The organism is Capnocytophaga sp. CM59, assembly GCF_000293175.1.
Taxonomy (GTDB): domain Bacteria; phylum Bacteroidota; class Bacteroidia; order Flavobacteriales; family Flavobacteriaceae; genus Capnocytophaga; species Capnocytophaga granulosa.
In genome coordinates, this window is record NZ_ALNN01000006.1 from 12,869 (window position 1) to 32,236 (window position 19,368).

16 protein-coding genes are annotated in these 19,368 nt (G+C 44.4%); 9 read left to right on the forward strand and 7 right to left on the reverse strand.

Translation table 11 applies throughout. From position 1 onward, the window contains the following. Positions 1 to 86: 86 nt before the first annotated feature. Positions 87 to 1,241: a beta-ketoacyl synthase N-terminal-like domain-containing protein gene (locus tag HMPREF1154_RS02180; RefSeq protein ID WP_009640914.1), complete on the reverse strand. Its 1,155-nt coding sequence runs from the start codon at positions 1,239 to 1,241 to the stop codon at positions 87 to 89. A gap of 89 nt (positions 1,242 to 1,330) precedes the next feature. Between HMPREF1154_RS02180 and HMPREF1154_RS02185 the strand changes: the two genes are divergently transcribed. Then, complete coding sequence (locus HMPREF1154_RS02185) at positions 1,331 to 1,996, forward strand: YceI family protein (RefSeq protein WP_009640909.1); 666 nt, start codon at positions 1,331 to 1,333, stop codon at positions 1,994 to 1,996. Between the two features lie 9 nt (positions 1,997 to 2,005). Here the strand turns inward: HMPREF1154_RS02185 and HMPREF1154_RS02190 are convergent, their stop codons facing one another. Next, a complete protein-coding gene (locus HMPREF1154_RS02190) occupies positions 2,006 to 2,488 on the reverse strand; it encodes a hypothetical protein (RefSeq protein WP_009640905.1) in 483 nt (160 codons plus the stop codon). Between the two features lie 126 nt (positions 2,489 to 2,614). Here HMPREF1154_RS02190 and HMPREF1154_RS02195 point away from each other — a divergent pair, with 126 nt between their 5' ends. The 8 genes from HMPREF1154_RS02195 to mnmG all read left to right on the forward strand — a co-directional run bounded on the left by HMPREF1154_RS02195 (position 2,615) and on the right by mnmG (position 13,946). Then, positions 2,615 to 3,526, forward strand: a complete 912-nt coding sequence (locus HMPREF1154_RS02195; RefSeq protein WP_009640919.1) for a di-heme oxidoredictase family protein — start codon at positions 2,615 to 2,617, stop codon at positions 3,524 to 3,526. 167 nt (positions 3,527 to 3,693) lie between these two features. Further along, a complete protein-coding gene (locus tag HMPREF1154_RS02200; RefSeq protein WP_009640895.1) occupies positions 3,694 to 5,280 on the forward strand; it encodes an L-lactate permease in 1,587 nt (528 codons plus the stop codon). Between the two features lie 105 nt (positions 5,281 to 5,385). Further along, positions 5,386 to 7,191: a translational GTPase TypA gene (gene typA, locus HMPREF1154_RS02205; RefSeq protein ID WP_009640896.1), complete on the forward strand. Its 1,806-nt coding sequence runs from the start codon at positions 5,386 to 5,388 to the stop codon at positions 7,189 to 7,191. An 87-nt stretch (positions 7,192 to 7,278) separates the two neighbouring features. After that, entirely contained in the window at positions 7,279 to 9,078 is a 1,800-nt protein-coding gene (locus HMPREF1154_RS02210) for a chloride channel protein (RefSeq protein WP_009640902.1), read from the forward strand. Positions 9,079 to 9,184: 106 nt separating this feature from the next. After that, the gene (locus HMPREF1154_RS02215) at positions 9,185 to 10,012 is read left to right on the forward strand and encodes a prephenate dehydratase (RefSeq protein ID WP_198004468.1); all 828 of its coding nucleotides are present in this window, start codon (positions 9,185 to 9,187) and stop codon (positions 10,010 to 10,012) included. 83 nt (positions 10,013 to 10,095) lie between these two features. Beyond that, a complete protein-coding gene (locus HMPREF1154_RS02220; protein ID WP_009640916.1) occupies positions 10,096 to 10,857 on the forward strand; it encodes an acyl-[acyl-carrier-protein] thioesterase in 762 nt (253 codons plus the stop codon). A 16-nt stretch (positions 10,858 to 10,873) separates the two neighbouring features. Further along, positions 10,874 to 12,082 carry a DUF6051 family protein gene (locus tag HMPREF1154_RS02225; protein WP_009640900.1) on the forward strand — a complete coding sequence of 403 codons (1,209 nt, stop codon included), beginning with the start codon at positions 10,874 to 10,876 and terminating at the stop codon, positions 12,080 to 12,082. A gap of 4 nt (positions 12,083 to 12,086) precedes the next feature. Next, positions 12,087 to 13,946: a tRNA uridine-5-carboxymethylaminomethyl(34) synthesis enzyme MnmG gene (gene mnmG, locus HMPREF1154_RS02230; RefSeq protein WP_009640893.1), complete on the forward strand. Its 1,860-nt coding sequence runs from the start codon at positions 12,087 to 12,089 to the stop codon at positions 13,944 to 13,946. Between the two features lie 260 nt (positions 13,947 to 14,206). Here the strand turns inward: mnmG and HMPREF1154_RS02235 are convergent, their stop codons facing one another. The 5 genes from HMPREF1154_RS02235 to HMPREF1154_RS02255 form a co-directional block, all read right to left on the reverse strand. Beyond that, positions 14,207 to 14,587, reverse strand: a complete 381-nt coding sequence (locus tag HMPREF1154_RS02235) for a hypothetical protein (protein WP_009640892.1) — start codon at positions 14,585 to 14,587, stop codon at positions 14,207 to 14,209. A gap of 129 nt (positions 14,588 to 14,716) precedes the next feature. Next, complete coding sequence (locus tag HMPREF1154_RS02240) at positions 14,717 to 15,328, reverse strand: hypothetical protein (RefSeq protein ID WP_034566724.1); 612 nt, start codon at positions 15,326 to 15,328, stop codon at positions 14,717 to 14,719. Between the two features lie 274 nt (positions 15,329 to 15,602). Beyond that, positions 15,603 to 16,379 (reverse strand): hypothetical protein, encoded by a 777-nt coding sequence (locus tag HMPREF1154_RS02245; protein WP_009640907.1) that lies wholly within the window; start codon positions 16,377 to 16,379, stop codon positions 15,603 to 15,605. 332 nt (positions 16,380 to 16,711) lie between these two features. Further along, complete coding sequence (locus HMPREF1154_RS02250; RefSeq protein ID WP_009640915.1) at positions 16,712 to 18,202, reverse strand: GH3 auxin-responsive promoter family protein; 1,491 nt, start codon at positions 18,200 to 18,202, stop codon at positions 16,712 to 16,714. Between the two features lie 16 nt (positions 18,203 to 18,218). Continuing rightward, positions 18,219 to 19,088, reverse strand: coding sequence for a M23 family metallopeptidase (locus tag HMPREF1154_RS02255; protein WP_009640898.1), 870 nt, complete (start codon positions 19,086 to 19,088; stop codon positions 18,219 to 18,221). Between the last annotated feature and the right edge of the window lie 280 nt (positions 19,089 to 19,368).

Here is a 19,368-nt window from a genome sequence, read left to right on the forward strand (position 1 = left end):
TGGCAAAAATACTACAAATATTTGGTATGTCCAAAACTTTTCTGCAAAAAATGAAAAACGAAGAGTGAATAGTTAAAAACAGCTATTCACTTTTCACTTATTAGCACGCTTACCGCATTGCCACCAAAGCCTGTGGCGTTGATAAGTATGTTTCTAAGTGGGCGCTCAGGGGCAGCGGGGAGGTAGGGGACAGGCAAAAAGTGTTGTTGCTGGAGCATCAGCACGGCCATTTCCATAGCCAAGGCACCACTGGCGGCAAAGGTGTGTCCTATCTTCCATTTGTTAGTGGTAAGCAGGGGCAGCTCTGTGCCAAAGACCTCTGCCAAAGCCAAGTATTCGGCCTGATCGCCCTTTAGTGTACCTGTGGCATGGGGGATAACCACATCTACCTCCTTGGGATCTATCCCCTCAAGGGCTTGCTGCATACTGTGGCGCAGTGCTTCGGCATCGGCGGAGATGGCCACCGGATGGGTGATGGGTTCACTGGCATAGCCAATGCCTCTGATGGTAGCCAAAGCGCGGGGAGAGCTGCCTTTCTCCAAGGCAAAAACAGCCGCGCCTTCGCCCAGTACCATGGTGTTTTTCTCCTTGCTTGTAAGCAAGGGTACGCTGGGATAGGCAGCTGCGGCATTGCCATAGATCTTTAGGGCTTTCATCTGGGCAAGGGTAAAGGGCGTTAGTGCCGCTTCACTACCACCGATAAGAAAGCCCTCGGCCATATCGGCATGTAGCCAAGCCACGGCATTGACCAAAGCATGTAGCGCTGTAGAGCACGTAATAGAGTGGGAGATAGCCACGCCATGCCCCTTGGCATCTTGCATCACCCACGAGGCTATGTTGCCCAAGGAGGTAGTAGGGGAGGCCAGCGGAGTGGTCTTACCTTGGGCTAAGTACTGTGCGTGATATTGCTCAAAAAGAGTCGTAGCACCACGGGAGGAACCTATATTGACGCCAAAGTCCTTATTCCTTGGCCAAAGAGCTTCACCAAGGGCTTGGCGCGCAGCATACATGGCATAGAGCACCGTGGGGTCTAAGTCCTTGTACTTAACAGAGGTCTGTTGCAAGAGGGCAATCTCTGCCAAAGCCTCACCCCCCAAAGCGCCTACAGGAAAAAGAGTGTCACCAACGACCTTATTCTCAAGCAGGTGCCCCTCGGATAGGTAGGAACGCCACACCTCCTGGCGGGTATGTCCCAAAGGGGAAATACTTCCCATTCCTACAATGGAAATACGGGTTTGCATAATAGCTAAAACAGTTTTAACATTTGATTGATAAAGAGCAAAATAAATAAATGCTATCTTTGCCTTTTATTTAATAAACAGAAATACGCATGAAAAAGATTGTACTCTCTTGTGCCGTTGTGCTTGCCCTTTCTTTGGCAAGTTGTAAGAACAACAATGCAAATGCAGAACAAGCCGCAGACCAAGCCGTAGCTGCTGTAGAACAAGTGGCTGCCAATGTGGTTGCCTCTGGTACCTACACCGCAGAACCTTCTTCCGTAATAGAGTGGGTAGGAAAGAAACCTACTGGCCAACACACAGGAACTATTAGTTTGAAAAGCGGTAGCCTTACCGTAGATAATGGTAATATCACAGGTGATTTCACCATTGATATGAACTCCATTACTGTAACCGACATTACCGAAGCCGACGGTAAACTCGACCTTGAAGCACACCTCAAAGGTACAGGTAAGGAAGATGGGGCTGACCACTTCTTCAACGTAAAAACCTATCCTACTGGGACTTTCAAGCTTACTTCCTTCGACGGAACCAATATAACTGGGGATCTTACTCTAAAGGGTAAAACCAAAACTATTTCTTTCCCTGCTACCCTTACCATTGCCGATGGTGAAGTAACCCTTGAGTCTAAGCCTTTTGAAATCAACCGTGTGGATTTCGGAGTGAATTACGCTTCTAAGTCTGTATTCGGTGACCTAAAGGACAAGTTCATCAATGACGAAATCGAACTTGTGGTAAAGGTAAAAGCAAAGAAATAATCATACGCTCTATTTGAGAAAACGATTATGCCAACTATGCTCCATGGGTGTTTCCCATGCATGTTGGTACTCATAAAGGTTGGTAACCAAGTTGTTAAAAACAATAGTTTGGTTATCCACCTTTTTTTGTTGGGCTAATTTCTTGAAATCTACCAAAGGTACATAGTAGATTTCCCCCTCATGACGGTAACTTACATTCATTTTGTCCAAGAGCAAAAGATTGTGTTTGCGTTCCAAGTCTTGGATAAAGTGAGCCAAATCGTCCAAGGAGCAGCCGCCTATATGCTGGTTCTCATCAGCTGCAATGACGATAAAGCGGTCATAAGGAATCTCAAAGGCACACCGAACCGACTGTCCATGCGATGCCCATGAGCTAAGGTATGCCTTGAGGTCAGCGCTGATCTGTGTGCGTTCCTCTTCGGTCAGCAAGCGATTACACGGATAGATCCATACCCGTGCTGTATCTTGTAAAGTGTTGAAATCAACTAACATAATGTATATTTTTGCAAAGGTACGAATTTAATCATTACAAGACGATATCATATTAATTATTTAGTATTTATCTTTTTGCAATTTTCTTTTATTTTTATTTGGATTTGTACCAAATAAAGCATATCTTTGCCCTCTCTAAGAAACACAAATAAGGACGGTACTCAAGTGGTACTGAAAAAACCTAACTATACCTTTACTGGGGTTACCGCAACCATACCTGCCGATATACTCATCTCTCCTCGTACTAGTATGCCTATCTATGGTTTGGGGCTATTGGAGTTTATCCCCGAAGCAGATCTCTTAGCCGCTGAAGATATAGAGGATAAAAACAAAGATGGTATCTCTGGGAAGGTGAACCGTGTATGGGACGAGGCAAACCAACGTATGGGCATTGGTCGTTTTGGCTGGAAAGCCAATACTGCTACACTACTTGATGAAGCTGCGGGTTCTTACTTAGGTGACTTAGGAGTAACCAACCCTTATCATGGCTACCGTGTGGAATTAGGACATGGACAAGTAGGGGTTGATGATGGTTTGAACGATGATCCTGAGATGACTAAATACCAAGTAGATGCCACCGAAATGTATCTTAGAACTCTTGCTGTTCCTGCTGCTCGTAATATGAATAAGGCTTCTGTGCGCAATGGCTCTCGTATCTTTGATGGTATTGGTTGTGCTGCCTGTCATACCCCTAAACAACATACATTGCAAGCACCAATCAATGCTTTGGCCAACCAAACCTTCTATCCTTATACCGATATGCTCTTACATGACATGGGAGAAGACCTCGCCGATGGTCGTCCTGACTTCCTTGCCGATGGTCGCGAATGGCGTACCCGCCCGCTCTGGGGCATAGGTCTGCAAGACTTGGTAAGTGGACATACACACTTTATGCACGATGGTCGTGCTAAGAATATCACCGAGGCTATTCTTTGGCATGGAGGCGAAGCGCTCCGTTCTAAAGAAATCTTTAAGAAACTCACCAAAAAGGAACGAGCCGACCTACTCGAATTCCTTAATTCTATCTATTTTTCATAGGTCAGTAGTCAGGGGTCAGTTTCAAGTGCTGACCTCTGATTACTACCTTCTGATTGCTGAAAAAAAATTTGTTTATATGTCTGAAATGTTATATATTTGCGCAAAATTAGAAAACCTTAATTAGTCATTAATCATTGACAATTAACAATTAATAATTAACAATTGATATGGATCTTTTTTTGAGCATCTTTCCTATTGTGCTACTGATTTACCTTATGGTAAAGCGCAATGCTTTTCCTTCGTATGTGGCGCTCCCACTGATAGCAGGTTTGGTATATCTGCTACAGATGTTTTACTTCAAGAATGAGTTTGTACTACTCAATGCCAATATCGTTTCGGCGATTATTTCGGTATTCACCCCTATTTCGGTGATTTTCGGGGCGGTATTCTTCAACCGTATGATGGAAGCCTCTGGGGCTATGAATACGCTCCGCCAGTGGCTGGGCAACATCAGCCCGAATCCTGTAGCACAGCTGATGATTATCGGCTGGGCTTTTGCTTTTATGCTTGAAGGGGCTAGTGGCTTCGGTACTCCTGTGGCTATTGCAGCGCCTATCTTGGTGGGCTTAGGGTTTAAACCTATGCCAGTGGTCATGCTCGCTTTGGTGATGAACTCTGTACCTGTTTCCTTCGGAGCGGTCGGCACCCCTACTTGGTATGGTTTCAAAACCCTCTTGGATAGTGGAACAATTAACGGAGATGATGTTTCCAGAATAGGGCAAATCACGGCGCTCATTCACTTTATTGCAGGTTTTGTGATTCCAGTATTGGCTTTGCGCTTTATTGTTTCTTGGAAAGAAATCAAGCAAAATGCACTCTTTATTCTCATTAGTATCCTCTCTTGTACCATTCCTTATTTCTTAATTGCCCAGTTCAATTATGAATTTCCTTCTTTAGTCGGAGGGGCTATAGGACTCTTTATTTCGGTATTGGTAGCAGGCAAGGGCATAGGATTGTCCAAAACAGCAGAGGTACAAGAAAAGCAATCTATACCAGGCAGTACCCTTATCAAGGCTTTTACGCCTACCCTTTTGCTTATTGTGATTCTGATCATCACCCGAGTAAAGCAGCTCCCTCTCAAGGCGATGCTCAATGATGCCACTGAGTGGTTCCAGTTCTCCTTGGGTGAAATGGGAGTGTTCAAAGTCAGCCGAGGATTGATCTTCTCCGTAGAAGATATCTTCCGAACTGGGGTAAGTGATAGCTATAAGCTCCTCTATACGCCTTCGCTCATTCCTTTTATAGTTACTGTGGTACTTTCCTTCTTTATATTCCGCTTGTCTTGGGATAAGTGCAAGGACATCTACCTCAAGAGTGCCTTCCAGATGCAGAAACCTTTCCTTGCCTTGGTAGGTGCTATGATTATGGTGAAACTCATGATGATTGGCGGAGAGGATTCCATGACCCAAGTCATTGGTAAGGGATTGGCCAATGCCACACAGCAGCATTGGGTATCTTTTGCTTCCTACTTAGGGGCTTTGGGGGCGTTCTTCTCAGGTTCCAATACCATTTCCAATGTTACCTTCGGAGCGGTACAGTATTCAGTAGCTACCGCCACAGGGCTTTCCGTACCACTGATTTTGGCCTTACAGTCAGTAGGGGGTGCTATGGGAAATATGGTGTGCATCAACAATATTATTGCAGGTTGCTCCGTCCTAGGTATTGACAATGCAGAGGGTAGTATCCTTAAGAAAACGGTTATTCCTATGCTCGTCTATGGGATTATTGCCGCCATTGTAGCACTATTTTTATAATGAGTCAATTAGCAAAATAGCTTATTAGTTAAATAACTAAAAACTAAAAACTAAAAACTAAAAACTAAAAACTTTTTCGTATTTTTGCGCCCTAAAAAAAATTATATGACAGCTATTAGAAACATAGCCATTATTGCGCATGTTGACCACGGAAAAACAACCTTAGTAGATAAAATCTTACACCACTGCGCGCTCTTTCGCGATAACCAAGAAACGGGCGAGTTGATTCTGGATAACAATGATTTGGAACGCGAACGCGGGATCACTATCCTCTCTAAGAATGTATCGGTCAATTATAAGGGCACAAAAATCAATATCATAGATACCCCAGGCCACGCCGACTTTGGTGGGGAGGTGGAGCGTGTGCTCAATATGGCCGACGGGGTACTCTTGCTTGTAGATGCCTTCGAGGGGCCTATGCCACAGACACGCTTCGTGTTGCAGAAGGCCATTGAGATGAAACTCAAACCTATTGTGGTAATCAACAAGGTGGATAAGGAAAACTGTACTCCAGAGGAGGTGCATGAGGCGGTATTTGACCTTATGTTCGAGCTCGGTGCAGAGGATTGGCAGCTGGACTTCCCTACTGTATATGGCTCGGCCAAGCAGAACTGGATGTCCGAAGACTGGCGCAAGCCTACCACTACCATAGAGCCACTTTTGGATATGGTAGTCAAGTATATCCCTGCTCCTGAGGTTACCCAAGGTAGCCTCCAGATGCTCATTACTTCCCTTGACTACTCTACCTTTACAGGGCGTATTGCCATAGGACGCTTGCACCGAGGTACTCTTGAGGCAGGTATGAATATCTCCTTGGTAAAGCGCGATGGTAGCATCATAAAATCAAAAATACGCGAACTCCATACCTTTGACGGCCTAGGGCGTAAGAAAGTAGAGAGCGTACAGGCAGGTGACATCTGTGCCATTGCTGGCTTGGAAGGTTTTGATATTGGCGATACTATTGCCGACTTTGAAAATCCTGAAGCACTGCCTACTATAGCTATTGATGAGCCTACCATGAGCATGCTCTTTACCATCAATGACTCGCCTTTCTTCGGCAAAGATGGAAAATTCGTTACTTCCCGACATATCAAGGAGCGTCTCGAACGCGAATTAGAAAAAAACCTTGCCCTACGGGTGGAGGCTACCGATAGTGCGGATAAGTTTATCGTCTATGGTCGTGGGGTGTTACACCTTTCAGTACTTATCGAGACCATGCGTCGCGAGGGCTACGAACTACAAATAGGTCAGCCCCAAGTTATTATCAAAGAAATAAACGGTGTGAAGTGCGAACCTGTAGAGGAACTCACTATAGACCTACCAGAGAATGTCAGTGGAAAGGCGGTGGATTTTGTTACCCTCCGCAAGGGTGAAATGCTCAGCATGGAGCCTAAGGGAGAGCGTATGGTCATCAAGTTTCTTATTCCTTCCCGTGGTATCATAGGCCTTAGAAATCAATTGCTTACTGCTACAGCAGGAGAAGCTATTATCCATCACCGCTTCTTGGAGTTTCAGCCTTTCAAAGGGGAAATTCCAGGACGTATCAACGGTTCGCTCATCTCTATGGAACAAGGAACAGCCATTCCCTATTCTTTGGATAAGCTACAGGACAGAGGTCGCTTCTTTATCTTCCCTGGGGAAGACATCTATACAGGACAGGTAATCGGTGAGAACTCCCGTAGTGGGGATATGGTGGTCAATGTAACCAAGACCAAAAAGCTCACCAACGTACGTGCTGCAGGTTCCGATGAAAAGGTGAAACTCGCTCCGCCTATTAAGTTTTCCCTAGAAGAAGCCCTCGAATATATCCAAAAAGACGAATATGTAGAGGTGACTCCTAAGAATATGCGTCTTAGAAAGATCTATTTGGACGAGAACGAGCGCAAACGCCACGAGAAAGAGTTTAAATAATGACAAGTGACTAATGACTAGTGAGTGACCAGTGACCAGTGACCGCATAGATAACTCAAAATTCAGAACTCACAGCTCAAAACTACAATGAAAACAACAGCGCAGCGTTGGTATATAAAATTCCTACAATGGAAGACACAGTACCTCACACATAGGCAGTTTATACTACTGCTTTGTGTGTTGGTAGGGGTCGCTACGGGCTTTGCTGCATTGGCGATGCGCTCCTTGACGCACTTTATTGAGGAGGTGCTGGTGGGCAATATTATCCGCTATATCAACTATGGCTTTTATGTGGTTTTCCCTGCAGTGGGTTTTCTCTTGGTCTATTTGGTAAAGAAATATGTAATCCGTAAGGAGGTCAGTCATGGGATTCCCTCTATTCTCTATGCAGTAGCCAAGCAAAAGGGGATTATGAAACGTTTTCAAGCCTATGGGAGCTTGCTTACCGCCCCTATTACCATTGGCTTTGGGGGTTCGGTAGGGCTCGAAGGACCTATGGTGGTTACAGGAGCAGGTATCAGCTCGCAGATAGCCCGCTTGTTCCATATCAACCAGTCCGACCGAATGCTCCTTTTGGCCTGTGCTTGTGCGGCGGCTTTGGCAGCGATCTTCAAGGTACCTTTGGCGGGTATCCTTTTCGCTATAGAGGTTTTTGGCTTAGACCTGACACTCTGGTCGCTGTTGCCGCTTTTTGTAGCCTCTCTTTCGGGGGTGCTGATCTCTTATCTGTTCTTTGGTAATGCAGCACTACTGCCCATTCAGGTCAGTGGTAGCTTCCTGATGCGCAACATTCCTTTCTACCTGCTCTTGGGGGTAGTAGGCGGCTTTATGTCGGCTTACTTTACCTTTGTCTATGAGTGGGTGAATCGTTTCTTTGCGCGCTTCTCCTCGCCCTATGTACGCTTGCTTATAGGAGGGGCGGTGTTGGGCTTGTTGGTTTTTCTTATGCCACCACTCTATGGGGAAGGGCATGAGGTGATTAACCACCTCAAGGAAGGCCACCCAGAACTCTCCTTAGGGGACAATATCTTTGGTTGGGACTTGCATAATCCTTGGGTTATTATCCTACTTTTGGCAGGCTTGGCTTTCTCTAAGGTAGTGGCCACCTCGGTAACCTTTGGAGCAGGGGGAGTAGGAGGTATTTTCTCACCTATGCTCTTTATGGGTGGGGTAATGGGCAATTGTTTTGCTCGTATTATCAACCAAATAGAGTGGTTGCCACATAAGCTACCCTTGGCCAACTTTACCCTTATCGGAATGACAGCCCTGATGACTGGGGTACTTCATGCACCACTGACGGCTATTTTCCTTATAGCAGAGGTAACAGGCGGTTATGCTCTTTTTGTCCCAGCAATGGTCACAGCCGTGATTTCCTTTTCTATAGCTAAGTATTTCAACAAATATTCTATCTATACCATGGAGTTGGGTCGCAAGGGAGAGCTTGTTAATCAGGATAAAGACCAAGCCATTCTCACCCTTATGGATATGGGGCAGGTGATAGAGACCAATTTTGTCCCTGTCTATACCGATATGAATCTCAAGGGCGTGGTCTATGAGGCTGTCAGAGAGTCTTCTCGCAATATCTTTCCTGTCTTGGACAGAGAGAAAGGCAGCTTAGAGGGGGTAATTCTCTTGGACGATATTCGCCACCTGATATTTGAAAAAGAACTCTATGAGAAAGTCTCCGTCTTGGAGATGATGCAACCGCCTCCAGCCCTAATACACATGGGAGTGGATAACATGAACCAAGTTATGGATAAGTTCCAGAGTACAGGCGCTTGGAACCTGCCTGTGATCAAGGACGGGAAATACATTGGTTTTATCTCCAAATCCAAACTCCTAACCGTATATAGGAGAAAACTGATTTACTTTAGTAACAACAAATAGTTGTCAATTGTCAATTGTTAATTGTCAATTATTCAAAGTTTGTAACTACTCAGTACTTTGGCTTGAACCAACATGGGAAATAACAATTAACAATTGATAATTAACAATTGATATTATGGTCGCTATACAAGGGACAGAAGGCTCATTTCATTATCAAGCAGCTCAGGACTACTTCGGCAGCGGGATAGATATCTTGGAGTGCCGCTCTTTTGATGCGGTGGTTAAGGCGCTGCTTTCGGGTCAGGCTCAGACAGGAGTCATGGCTATAGAGAACAGTATCGCAGGGGCGATATTGCCTAACTATGCCTTGATTGACCGCAACAATCTATACATAGCAGGGGAGTACTATATGAATATTCAGCACCACCTAATGGCGCTCCCTGGGCAAACCCTTTCCGATATTACCGAGGTGCACTCTCACTATATGGCGCTGTTGCAGTGCAAAGATTTCTTTGAGGACTACCCCCAGATAAAATTGGTAGAGGCTACCAACACCGCTCAAGCAGCTAAGGAAATACGCCAAGGGCAGCTCAAGGGGGTAGCAGCAATAGCCTCCACTTCGGCTGCGGCGCTCTATGGCTTAGAGATTTTGGCCGAGGGCATACAGACCATCAAGCAGAATGCGACCCGCTTTGTAGTGCTCACCACTAAAGACCCTTATACCAGCAAGGAAGGGATCAACAAGGCTACCCTTAAGTTCCAACTCTATGACCAAAGCGGGAGCTTGGCCACGGTGCTGAACGTGCTGAGAGACTACCAGATTAATATGACCAAGATCCAATCTCTCCCTGTGATAGACACGCCATGGAAATATGCTTTCTTTGTAGAGGGTACCTTTCCCAATTACCAGCAATATAAGGAAGCCCTCCGCCTACTTGAGGTTATGAGTGAAGACCTGAAGGTGCTGGGGGAATACCAAAATAATTACAAGTGACAAATCACAAGTGATAAATTATAAGTGATCAGTCATAAAACTAATCACTAACCACTAACCACTAACCACTAACAACTGAGATTATGACAATATTTACAGAGACGTATAAAGTACGTAGCACCCAAGTGAATTTGAACAACCAATTAGGCCTCTATGGCGTATTGGGTATGTTGCAAGATATAGCCGCAGAGCATGCGGCGTCCTTAGGCTTTGGCTATAAGGACTTAGTTAAACAAGGCTTTTTCTGGGCACTGATCCAGCAGAAACTCAAGATGTATCACTGGCCACAGTGGAATGAGCGGGTAACCATTCATACCTGGTCATTGCCTGTTCAGGGGGTGCATGCCTTCCGCCAGTTTGAACTCTATGTAGGTGACCGCAAGATAGGGGAGAGTACCTCCACTTGGATTACCATGGATATTGCCTCTCGCCGCCCTATTGATATGACTGACCGCCAAGCGCTTTTTCACCCCCGTCGCGAAGGAGGGCTTGATATGCAAACTGAGCGCGTATTGCTACCTGAGGAGATGATCCATGTGGCTGACTTCAAGGTGAGAATTAGCGACTTGGACGTTAATTCCCATGTCAATAATGTGAAATATACCCAGTGGGCATTGGATATGATGCGAGAACGAGACCATCGTGAGTGGGTGATTCAGGAATATGATATTAACTTTCTCTCCGAGACCTTCCTTGGAGATACCATGCAGGGCTATAAGAGCCGTGGTCGCTACCTCAACCCTGAAAAGACCCTTGTGGAGACCTATCTCTATGCCCAAAAGGAAGGAGGTGCCAAGCCAGCGTTTATTGCGAAATGGAAAGCACAGAAAGTGAAAAACGAATAGTGAAAAATGAATAGTTATGGAGTACTATCAGTTATACAACCAGTTAAAGGAGGCCTTTGACAAGGGAGAGGAAGTGGAGTTGCCCGACTTGGGTATCCGTATCTCTCATGTGCCGTTCTTTTCGGAAGGAGCTAAGTACTACTTACCTGGGAGTGAGCACCTATCTTGTCAGGAACACAACCTTTCTTTTACCCCACAGAGTACCCGTACTCAGGACGATTTGGATTGGGTGGATTATGAGGTGGCATGTAATATTCATTTTCACTATCATATTCTTCAACCTATAGGAAAAAAGGCTGATGGGGCGATTGTCTTTTTCCATGGCCTTAATGAAAAGAAATGGGACAAATACCTGCCTTGGGCTTACAAAATTGCACAACAAACAGGTAAGACCGCTATCCTCTTTCCTATCGCCTTTCATATGGATAGGGCTCCAGCGCGCTGGAGTTCGCGACAGGAGATGTATACCATTGCCCAAAAACGGCAAGAACAATACCCTGACAATAGTGAGACCTCCTATGTGAATGCCGCTACAAGTACCCGCTTGGAGGCTTTCCCCCAACGATTGTTCTGGTCGGGCTTACAGACCTATAATGATATTGTACAGCTACTGACCCACTTGAAAGCAGGTCAGCTCCCCACTATAGCTCCTACAGCAAATATAGACCTCTTTGGCTATTCCATAGGTTCGTTTCTTTCTACGATACTGATGATGGCCAATCCCAAGGGTTATTTCACCAATGCCAAGCTCTTTTGCTTCTGTGGGGGAATGACTACCGACCGTATGTTTCCTATTTCCAAGTACATCATGGACGGGAGAGCGGCCATTACCATGCAAAAAGTCTTTGCCGAGCTATTGAGTACCAACTTCAAGACCGACCCGCGACTAAGACACTATCAGGATAGTAACCAGCACTTTGAGGAAGGTTGGTTTAAGACCATGCTTCGCTACAATTACTACCAGAAGGAAAGAGAAAAGCGCTTTTCCCAATTGGAGAAACAGATCAAGGCCTTGGTCTTAGAAAAAGACGAAATAGCCCCGCCTATTGAGGCACTTAATACCCTTAAGGGCGGTTATCGCACGATCAACATAGAGGTACAGATAGAAGATTTCCCCTATCCCTATACTCACATGAACCCTTTTGCGCTGACCACTAAGAATGCAGCCCAAGTAACAGCGGCTTTTGAATGCTTAGTGAAATCAGCAGTAAACTTTTTTAATTAAAGAAATGTACGACGTTATAGTAGTCGGTGCAGGACATGCAGGCTGTGAAGCTGCTGCCGCTGCCGCCAATACAGGGGCAAAGACCCTACTTATTACCATGCAACTACAGAACATGGCACAGATGTCCTGTAACCCTGCCGTGGGAGGCATTGCCAAAGGGCAGATTGTCCGCGAGATCGATGCACTGGGAGGCTATATGAGCATTATCACTGACCAGACGGCCATTCAGTTCAAGATGCTCAACAAGTCCAAAGGCCCTGCCATGTGGAGTCCGCGTGCCCAGAGCGACCGTATGCGCTTTTCGGAAGCATGGCGCTTGCAGCTGGAGAAGCTCCCTAATCTTGATTTTTTTCAAGAAATGGTTACCGAGGTACTCATAGAGGGCGACAAGGCGGTTGGGGTTAAAACCTCCCTTGGTAGTGAGATACGCGCCAAGAGTGTGGTACTCACCAACGGTACTTTCCTCAATGGGGTATTGCATATTGGTCTGAAGACCCTTGGTGGGGGTAGGGCAGGGGAGAAAGCCGCCACAGGCATCACCGAGTGCTTGGTAGCCCATGGGTTTGAAGCAGGCCGCATGAAAACAGGGACGCCTCCGAGGGTGGATGGCCGCTCTTTGGACTATTCCAAGATGACTCCCCAGCCAGGGGACGAGAACCCTGAGAAATTCTCCTACCTGCCACTAACAAAGCCTCTTGCGCATCAGCTGGATTGTTATATGACCTATACCAGCGAGCAGGTGCATGATATATTACGAACAGGCTTTGACCGCTCCCCTATGTTTACCGGCCGTATCCAGGGAGTGGGGCCACGCTATTGTCCTTCTATTGAGGATAAGATCAACCGCTTTGCCGATAAGGATCGCCATCAGCTCTTTGTAGAACCTGAAGGCTGGCATACGGTAGAGATGTACGTCAATGGCTTCTCCACTTCTCTCCCTGAAGAGGTACAGTATGAGGCCTTGCGCAAGGTGGCAGGCTTCGAACAGGTGAAGTTTCTCCGTCCTGGTTACGCTATAGAATACGATTATTTTCCGCCAACACAACTGAAAGCAACCTTGGAGACTAAGCTGGTAGAAAATCTCTTTTTTGCAGGTCAAATCAATGGGACGACAGGTTACGAAGAGGCAGGCGCGCAAGGGCTTATCGCAGGGATCAATGCCTCCCGTAAGGTACAAGAGCAATCGCCCTTTGTGCTTAAGCGCAACGAGGCTTATATAGGGGTACTGATAGATGACCTTATCACCAAGGGCACCGAAGAGCCTTACCGTATGTTCACCTCCCGCGCTGAATACCGCACGCTGCTCAGGCAGGACAATGCCGATGCACGCCTAACCCCTATGGGCTATGCCTTGGGCTTGGCCAGTGAGGAGCGTATGCGTCTGCTGGAAGAGAAAGAGGCCAAGACAGCCGCTTTTGTACAGTTCTTTAAGGAAACGAGTATTACCCCCGAAGAGGCTAATCCGCTTTTGGCCAAGTATGACTCTTCCCCTATGAAGCAGGGCGATAAGATGGCTAAGGTGTTGGCACGTCCCAATATCACCGTGGCCGACTTTATGGAGCTTCCTCAAGTAAAGGAGTTTGCCGATGCGCAACAGCTTAGCAAGGAAGTACTTGAGAACACGGAAATAGAAATCAAGTATGCGGGCTATATAGAAAAAGAAAAGAACAATGCGGACAAACTCAATCGCTTGGAGGATATTCGCATACCTGAGCACTTCAATTATGACAAACTTACTTCCCTCTCCTTTGAGTCGCGGGAAAAGCTTAAGAAGATACGCCCAACGACCCTCTCCCAAGCCTCTCGTATCAGTGGCGTATCGCCAGCGGATATAAGCATATTGCTGGTGTATATGGGGAGATAGAAGATAAAAAGTAAAAGGTAAAAAGTAAAAGGTGAAAATGCCAATCAATAGTAGAGAGACAATTGTATAGTGCAATTCATTAAGACGCAAATTACTGCATCTTAATGGATTGCGCCTACTGGTGCGGGCGTATTGCTCATGCCCTGTCGCTCTCTAATTCACGGCCTAAGGGTAGTGTCTTCTTAGTTGGTTATAGAGCTACAAGCTCTTGGGATTATAAGCACAAGCTGCAAGAAACGCGCCAGCGGAGCTATCTATATTTAATGGTAAAAAATCATAACTCTTTTGTCATCAGAAAACTCGTCTATAATTCTAATCACCCAATCAACATTTTCATTAAACAAGTACATATCTGTTTCATAATCCAAAACCTCTTCTAAAAAGATATATTCAATTGCGTGTACAGCTTTAACTTCCCAAAGTTCTTTGTTTTTACCTTCAAATAGTAGAAAAACTTTCTCTTGTTTAGCTATTACATCAACAACATCCTGATAATTAAAAAAAGTAGCATTCTTAAAATTACTATATGAAAAAGAGTCTCGTAAAGAATGTTTTTCTATGTCATTATCAAAAATAAGTTTGATAATATCTTTTGTTGTATCAGAACTCATATCTAATAGAGTTCCTTTTATATTTCTCATTATTCCCAATTATTAAAAAATGGATGTTCTTCTGTTCTAACTCTTCGCACAAGGGTATCGCTCATACACTTATAATCAGGCTTAGACTCTTTTGTATTGTAGTGCTTGGTAGCGTACTGAGATGAAAATTTAGTTTTCAATAATATCTCCTACTTCTAAAAATACAACATTACTAAATCCCCTTTTTTCTATATGTTTTTTTACATTTTCTGTGCATAGTAGAGGATAACCTACTCTAAAGAAATCAAAATTTTTAATTTCCTTTTGTTGAATAAATATCCCTTTTTCTTCTTCTCTTAATATATGTTTTGTTCCAATAATAGATTCAACTCCTATATAGGAATCTATATATTCTTCACCATTTGCTTTCTTTTCTATTATTACAGTACTTTGAGGTAATATAGGAATGTTGATTTTAGAATAGATATGTACCAAATCCACTTCTTCTTTAGGTAGCCATCTTAATCTACGGATATCTTTTGCTACTATTTCTTTTGGATTTTTATGCCATTCTAGCTCTCCTATCTCCAAACTTTCAAACTTTTGTTTGAGTTCCATCGCTATTTCTCTTTTACATATTACATATGAGCTATAGAGAAAGTCTGGAATGAGATTCCCTTTAGAAAGATAATCATTCCAAGTAACTCTTATTCGTTCTCCTTGTTCAAAAGGTTGTCTCAACTGAGCGTGAATACTAGCGTAAATGGGATTACATAAAGGTCTTATTTTATATATTTTCATTGTTTCTATATTGTACCGCAGTATAAAAGGACACTGTAAAAAGAAGCAAGTTCCAATCTATCTATCTCTATTCTCATTTTTATCATCTTATACCTTTACAAACTTTTCCTGAAGATTGATGTCTTTAGTTTATACATTGTTTTTAATATTCTAGTCTGTAAGCCCTCCCTAATTTACTACCCGCGTGGCTCGTATTGACTGAGTGGCTCACACTTATATTTCACTGCTTATCAGGTTGTTGAGGTTTTAAGAGTATATTTGAGACAATACGGAACTATTCTCTATCAACCCCTATAAGTAATCCTTTGTCATAGAAAATTACTTGAATCTCGTGTTGTTTCTCTTCAGGTACAGTCCATAACCAGTTTTCTTTTCCTATTTTCTCAACCGTTCCATAAGCATTCTTTTCTACCCATTGAATAAAAGGTATCCCATCAAACATTTCTTCTACGTGATATATTGATAGAATATTCTGGAGGTAAATATGACGATACCTATTTTTGATATGAGGAAATTCATCGGAATAAAAAAATTTTTCCCACATCTTTGAATTTTCTTTATAAAGAGACATTTGATGTTCTGCATATTCATCTCCAGAAGCATAAGTAGTCCAACCCTCTTGACAAAACAAATAGCCTAATGAAGCTGTAGTATCTTTCAATAAAAAAGAGAGAGATTCTTTAAAGAAAAACATGATATCTTCTTTTCCATAAACAGCATCAAACATTAGTATTATAGTTTCCTCATTATAACTTAATGAATAGTGTCTAGTAAGAGGTTCAGCTTGCTTATCAGCAAGAAAAATATTAAAAGAACTGTAATTTTCAGCTGTGTTATAATCTGATTGTTTTCTCTTTTCTTGAAACTTTAGAATAGATAGCTTTTCATCTCTATAACTTTTATCCTTCAAAAAGTCATATCTAACTGATTTTAAAGGGTAATTTTTCTCTTCATAAAAAGGAAGAAGTTTATCAAAAAGAGTTAATACATCTATCTTATATCCATAAAGGACAAAACAGATTCTTTTCTTGGTAAGTTCTTTCTTTGACATATCGTTCTTTTGTAGATTGTTCTTTCTCGGCTGCAAACTCTTAGTATTGTGGGCACGAGTTGCAAACTCGCGCCAGCGGGGCCTACTCAGTTGGTTATAGAGCTACAAGCTCTTAGGATGATAGGCACGAGCTACAAGAAACGCGCCAGCAGAGGGGCGGCAGACACTTGTATTGCGCTACTTGGCAGGTTGTTGCGGGTATGATAGGCACGAATTGCAAGAAACGCGCCAGCAGAGGGACGATAATGACAAGTGATTAGTGACGAATGACAAGTGGCTAACAGCAAGTGACGAATGAAAAAAGAAGAATGTCTCTTTTCACTCTTCATTTTTCATTTTTCACTTAATTTGTCTGCAATGCTGCGGTCGTTAGCGAGGTGTTGGGTTTTGTTTTGACCTCCTAATTTGCCTTGGGATTTCATGTATTGGGCGAAGCTGCCTTTGGCCACAGGGGTAATGTGTAGGCGCTGGAGTACCTTGCCCTCTATCAGGTCTTTGTAATAGCTGTTTTGTGCTTGTAGGGCTTGGTCAAGGGTATTGGCGAAAGCCTCCATATCCTTGGGGGCTTGCTCGAACTCAATGAGCCACTCATGATAGGGGAGTTCTCCTGCTGGGGGATTGACTTGGGGCGCTACGGTAAATTCGCTCACTTCGCCTCCTTGTTGGGCAAGGGTTTCGGTGAGGGCTTCTTCTACTTCTTTGGCGATGACATGTTCGCCAAAGGCTGATATAAAGTGCTTGATACGCCCTGTTACCACGATGCGATAGGGCTTAAGGGAGGTGAACATCACCGTATCGCCCATGTTGTAGCCCCATAAGCCTGCATTGGTGGAGACAATAAGTACGTAATTCACACCCAGCTGTACGTCCTTGAGGGAGATACGTTTGGGGTTTTCACTAAAGAAAGTATCCGCTTCGATAAACTCGTAAAAAATACCCGCATTGAGCAGCAGCAACATCCCCTTTTGCGTTTGCGTATCCTGATAAGCGAAGAAACCTTCGCTGGCGGGGTATAGCTCCACGCTATCTACCTTGCGACCGATAAGGTGTTCGAACTTTTGGCGGTAGGGTTCGTAATTGACACCCCCATAGATAAACAGCTGAAAGTTAGGGAAGAGTTCCCCCACTGTCTTTTTGGATTTCTGCTGGAGACGCTCGAAATACATCTGTACCCAAGGGGGGATTCCACTGATGAGGGTCATATTCTCATGGATGGTCTCTTCTACGATGGCATCAATCTTCGTTTCCCAGTCCTCAATACAGTTGGTTTTCCACGAAGGCATACGGTTGGTTTGCAGGTATTTAGGCACATAGTGCGCAGAGATACCCGACAGCCTACCCAGGCGGATGCCATTCTTCTTTTCCAAGATAGGGCTCCCTTGTAGGAAAATCATCTTGCCTGAGACAAAATCGGCCTTGCCTGTTTCAGCGATATAGCACATAATAGCATTGCGTGCCGCCTCTATATGATACGGCATGGAGTCCTTGGTCAGGGGAATATACTTAGCCCCGCTGGTAGTGCCAGAGGTCTTGGCAAAATAAAGCGGTTTGCCAGGCCAAAGGATGTTTTCTTCGCCCTTTTTTACCCGTTCTATATAGGGAGCTAGCGCCTCATAATCGCGTATAGGCACTCGCTGGACGAAATCCTCGTAGGAGTGAATTTCCTCAAAGTGGTGATCACGCCCAAAAGCGGTATGTTTGGCTTTTTGGATAATAGAGCGGAAGACTTTCTCTTGGGTTGCGATAGGATCAGCAGCCCAGCGGTCTATCTGTTTGCGTATATAGGCAGCCCACTTACGGGCGATAAAGCTCTTTAGACTCATGATAGTTGTGTTGTGATTATTTGATATTCATATAGTTAAGAGGATCTACAGGGTAGCCCTCATGCCATAGTTCAAAGTGCAGATGGACACCCGTGGAGAGTTCACCTGTATTCCCTACTTGGGCGATGACCTCCCCGGCGCGCACCTTGTCGCCTTGTCTCTTAGTGATGGAGGCGTTGTGCTTGTATACAGAGACGAAGTTATGTGGGTGTTCTATAATCAGCACAAAGCCTGTCTGTGCAGACCATTCTGCGAAAATAACGGTACCCTCGCCTATGGCCTTGACAGGGGTGCCTTCGGCAGCGGTAAGGTCGATCCCATAATGGCGTTTGTCGACCTTGAACTCATTGGAGATCATACCCTGGATAGGCGGGAAGAAGGCCTTGCGGGTATTGGCAGTAGCCACGTCAAAGACATTGTAGCGTTCCTCATTGGCTACCTCTGAGCGGAGTTTCATTTCCTCTTCGCTGGCTTGGAGATCCACTTCCGCAGGGACTTGTTGCACCGCATTAAGCACGGAGTCCTTATTGATCTTATCAGGTTCTATATCCCCAGTGAGAACTTTTTGGAGCGAAAGGAAATAAGCGTCATTGCTGGCGATGCGCTGCTGTAGGGAGTCGGCATGGAAGGTCAGATCCACGATTTGTTTGCGTTGGTCAGCCTCGGAGAAGCCTAAGATATATTGCCTAAGCGGGGAATAGATGATCACCAAGGTCGTGAGGGTAATCATCAGGATTGCAAATAGGCTGCTATATACAAAGACATTGAGGCGGTTCAGGCGAAAGGTTTTGACCTCCTCCAAGGAAGATTCGTTCATGATCACGACTCTATACTTGAAGAGCCATTTGCCATGTATAATTTTGCTAAATCGTTCTTTAAAAGTCATTAGTGAGTTTTTAGTTGTCAGACGTCAGTGGTTAGTGGTTAGTGGTTAGTGATTAGTGATTAGTGATTAGTGGTTAGTGGTTAGTGGTCATCTGATAGGAAAGTGCAAAGATACAACATTTTGGGGGTGAAATCAAGGAAAAGTTTTGAGTTTTTAGTTGGCTTTTTTTATTGTGAAATAAGAATAAAATGTTATCTTTGTGGTATGCTAAATAGCACTCTTGCAGCTATTATAAGTAATGCAATCAATAGTTAAAAATATCTGTATAATCTAATTCGTT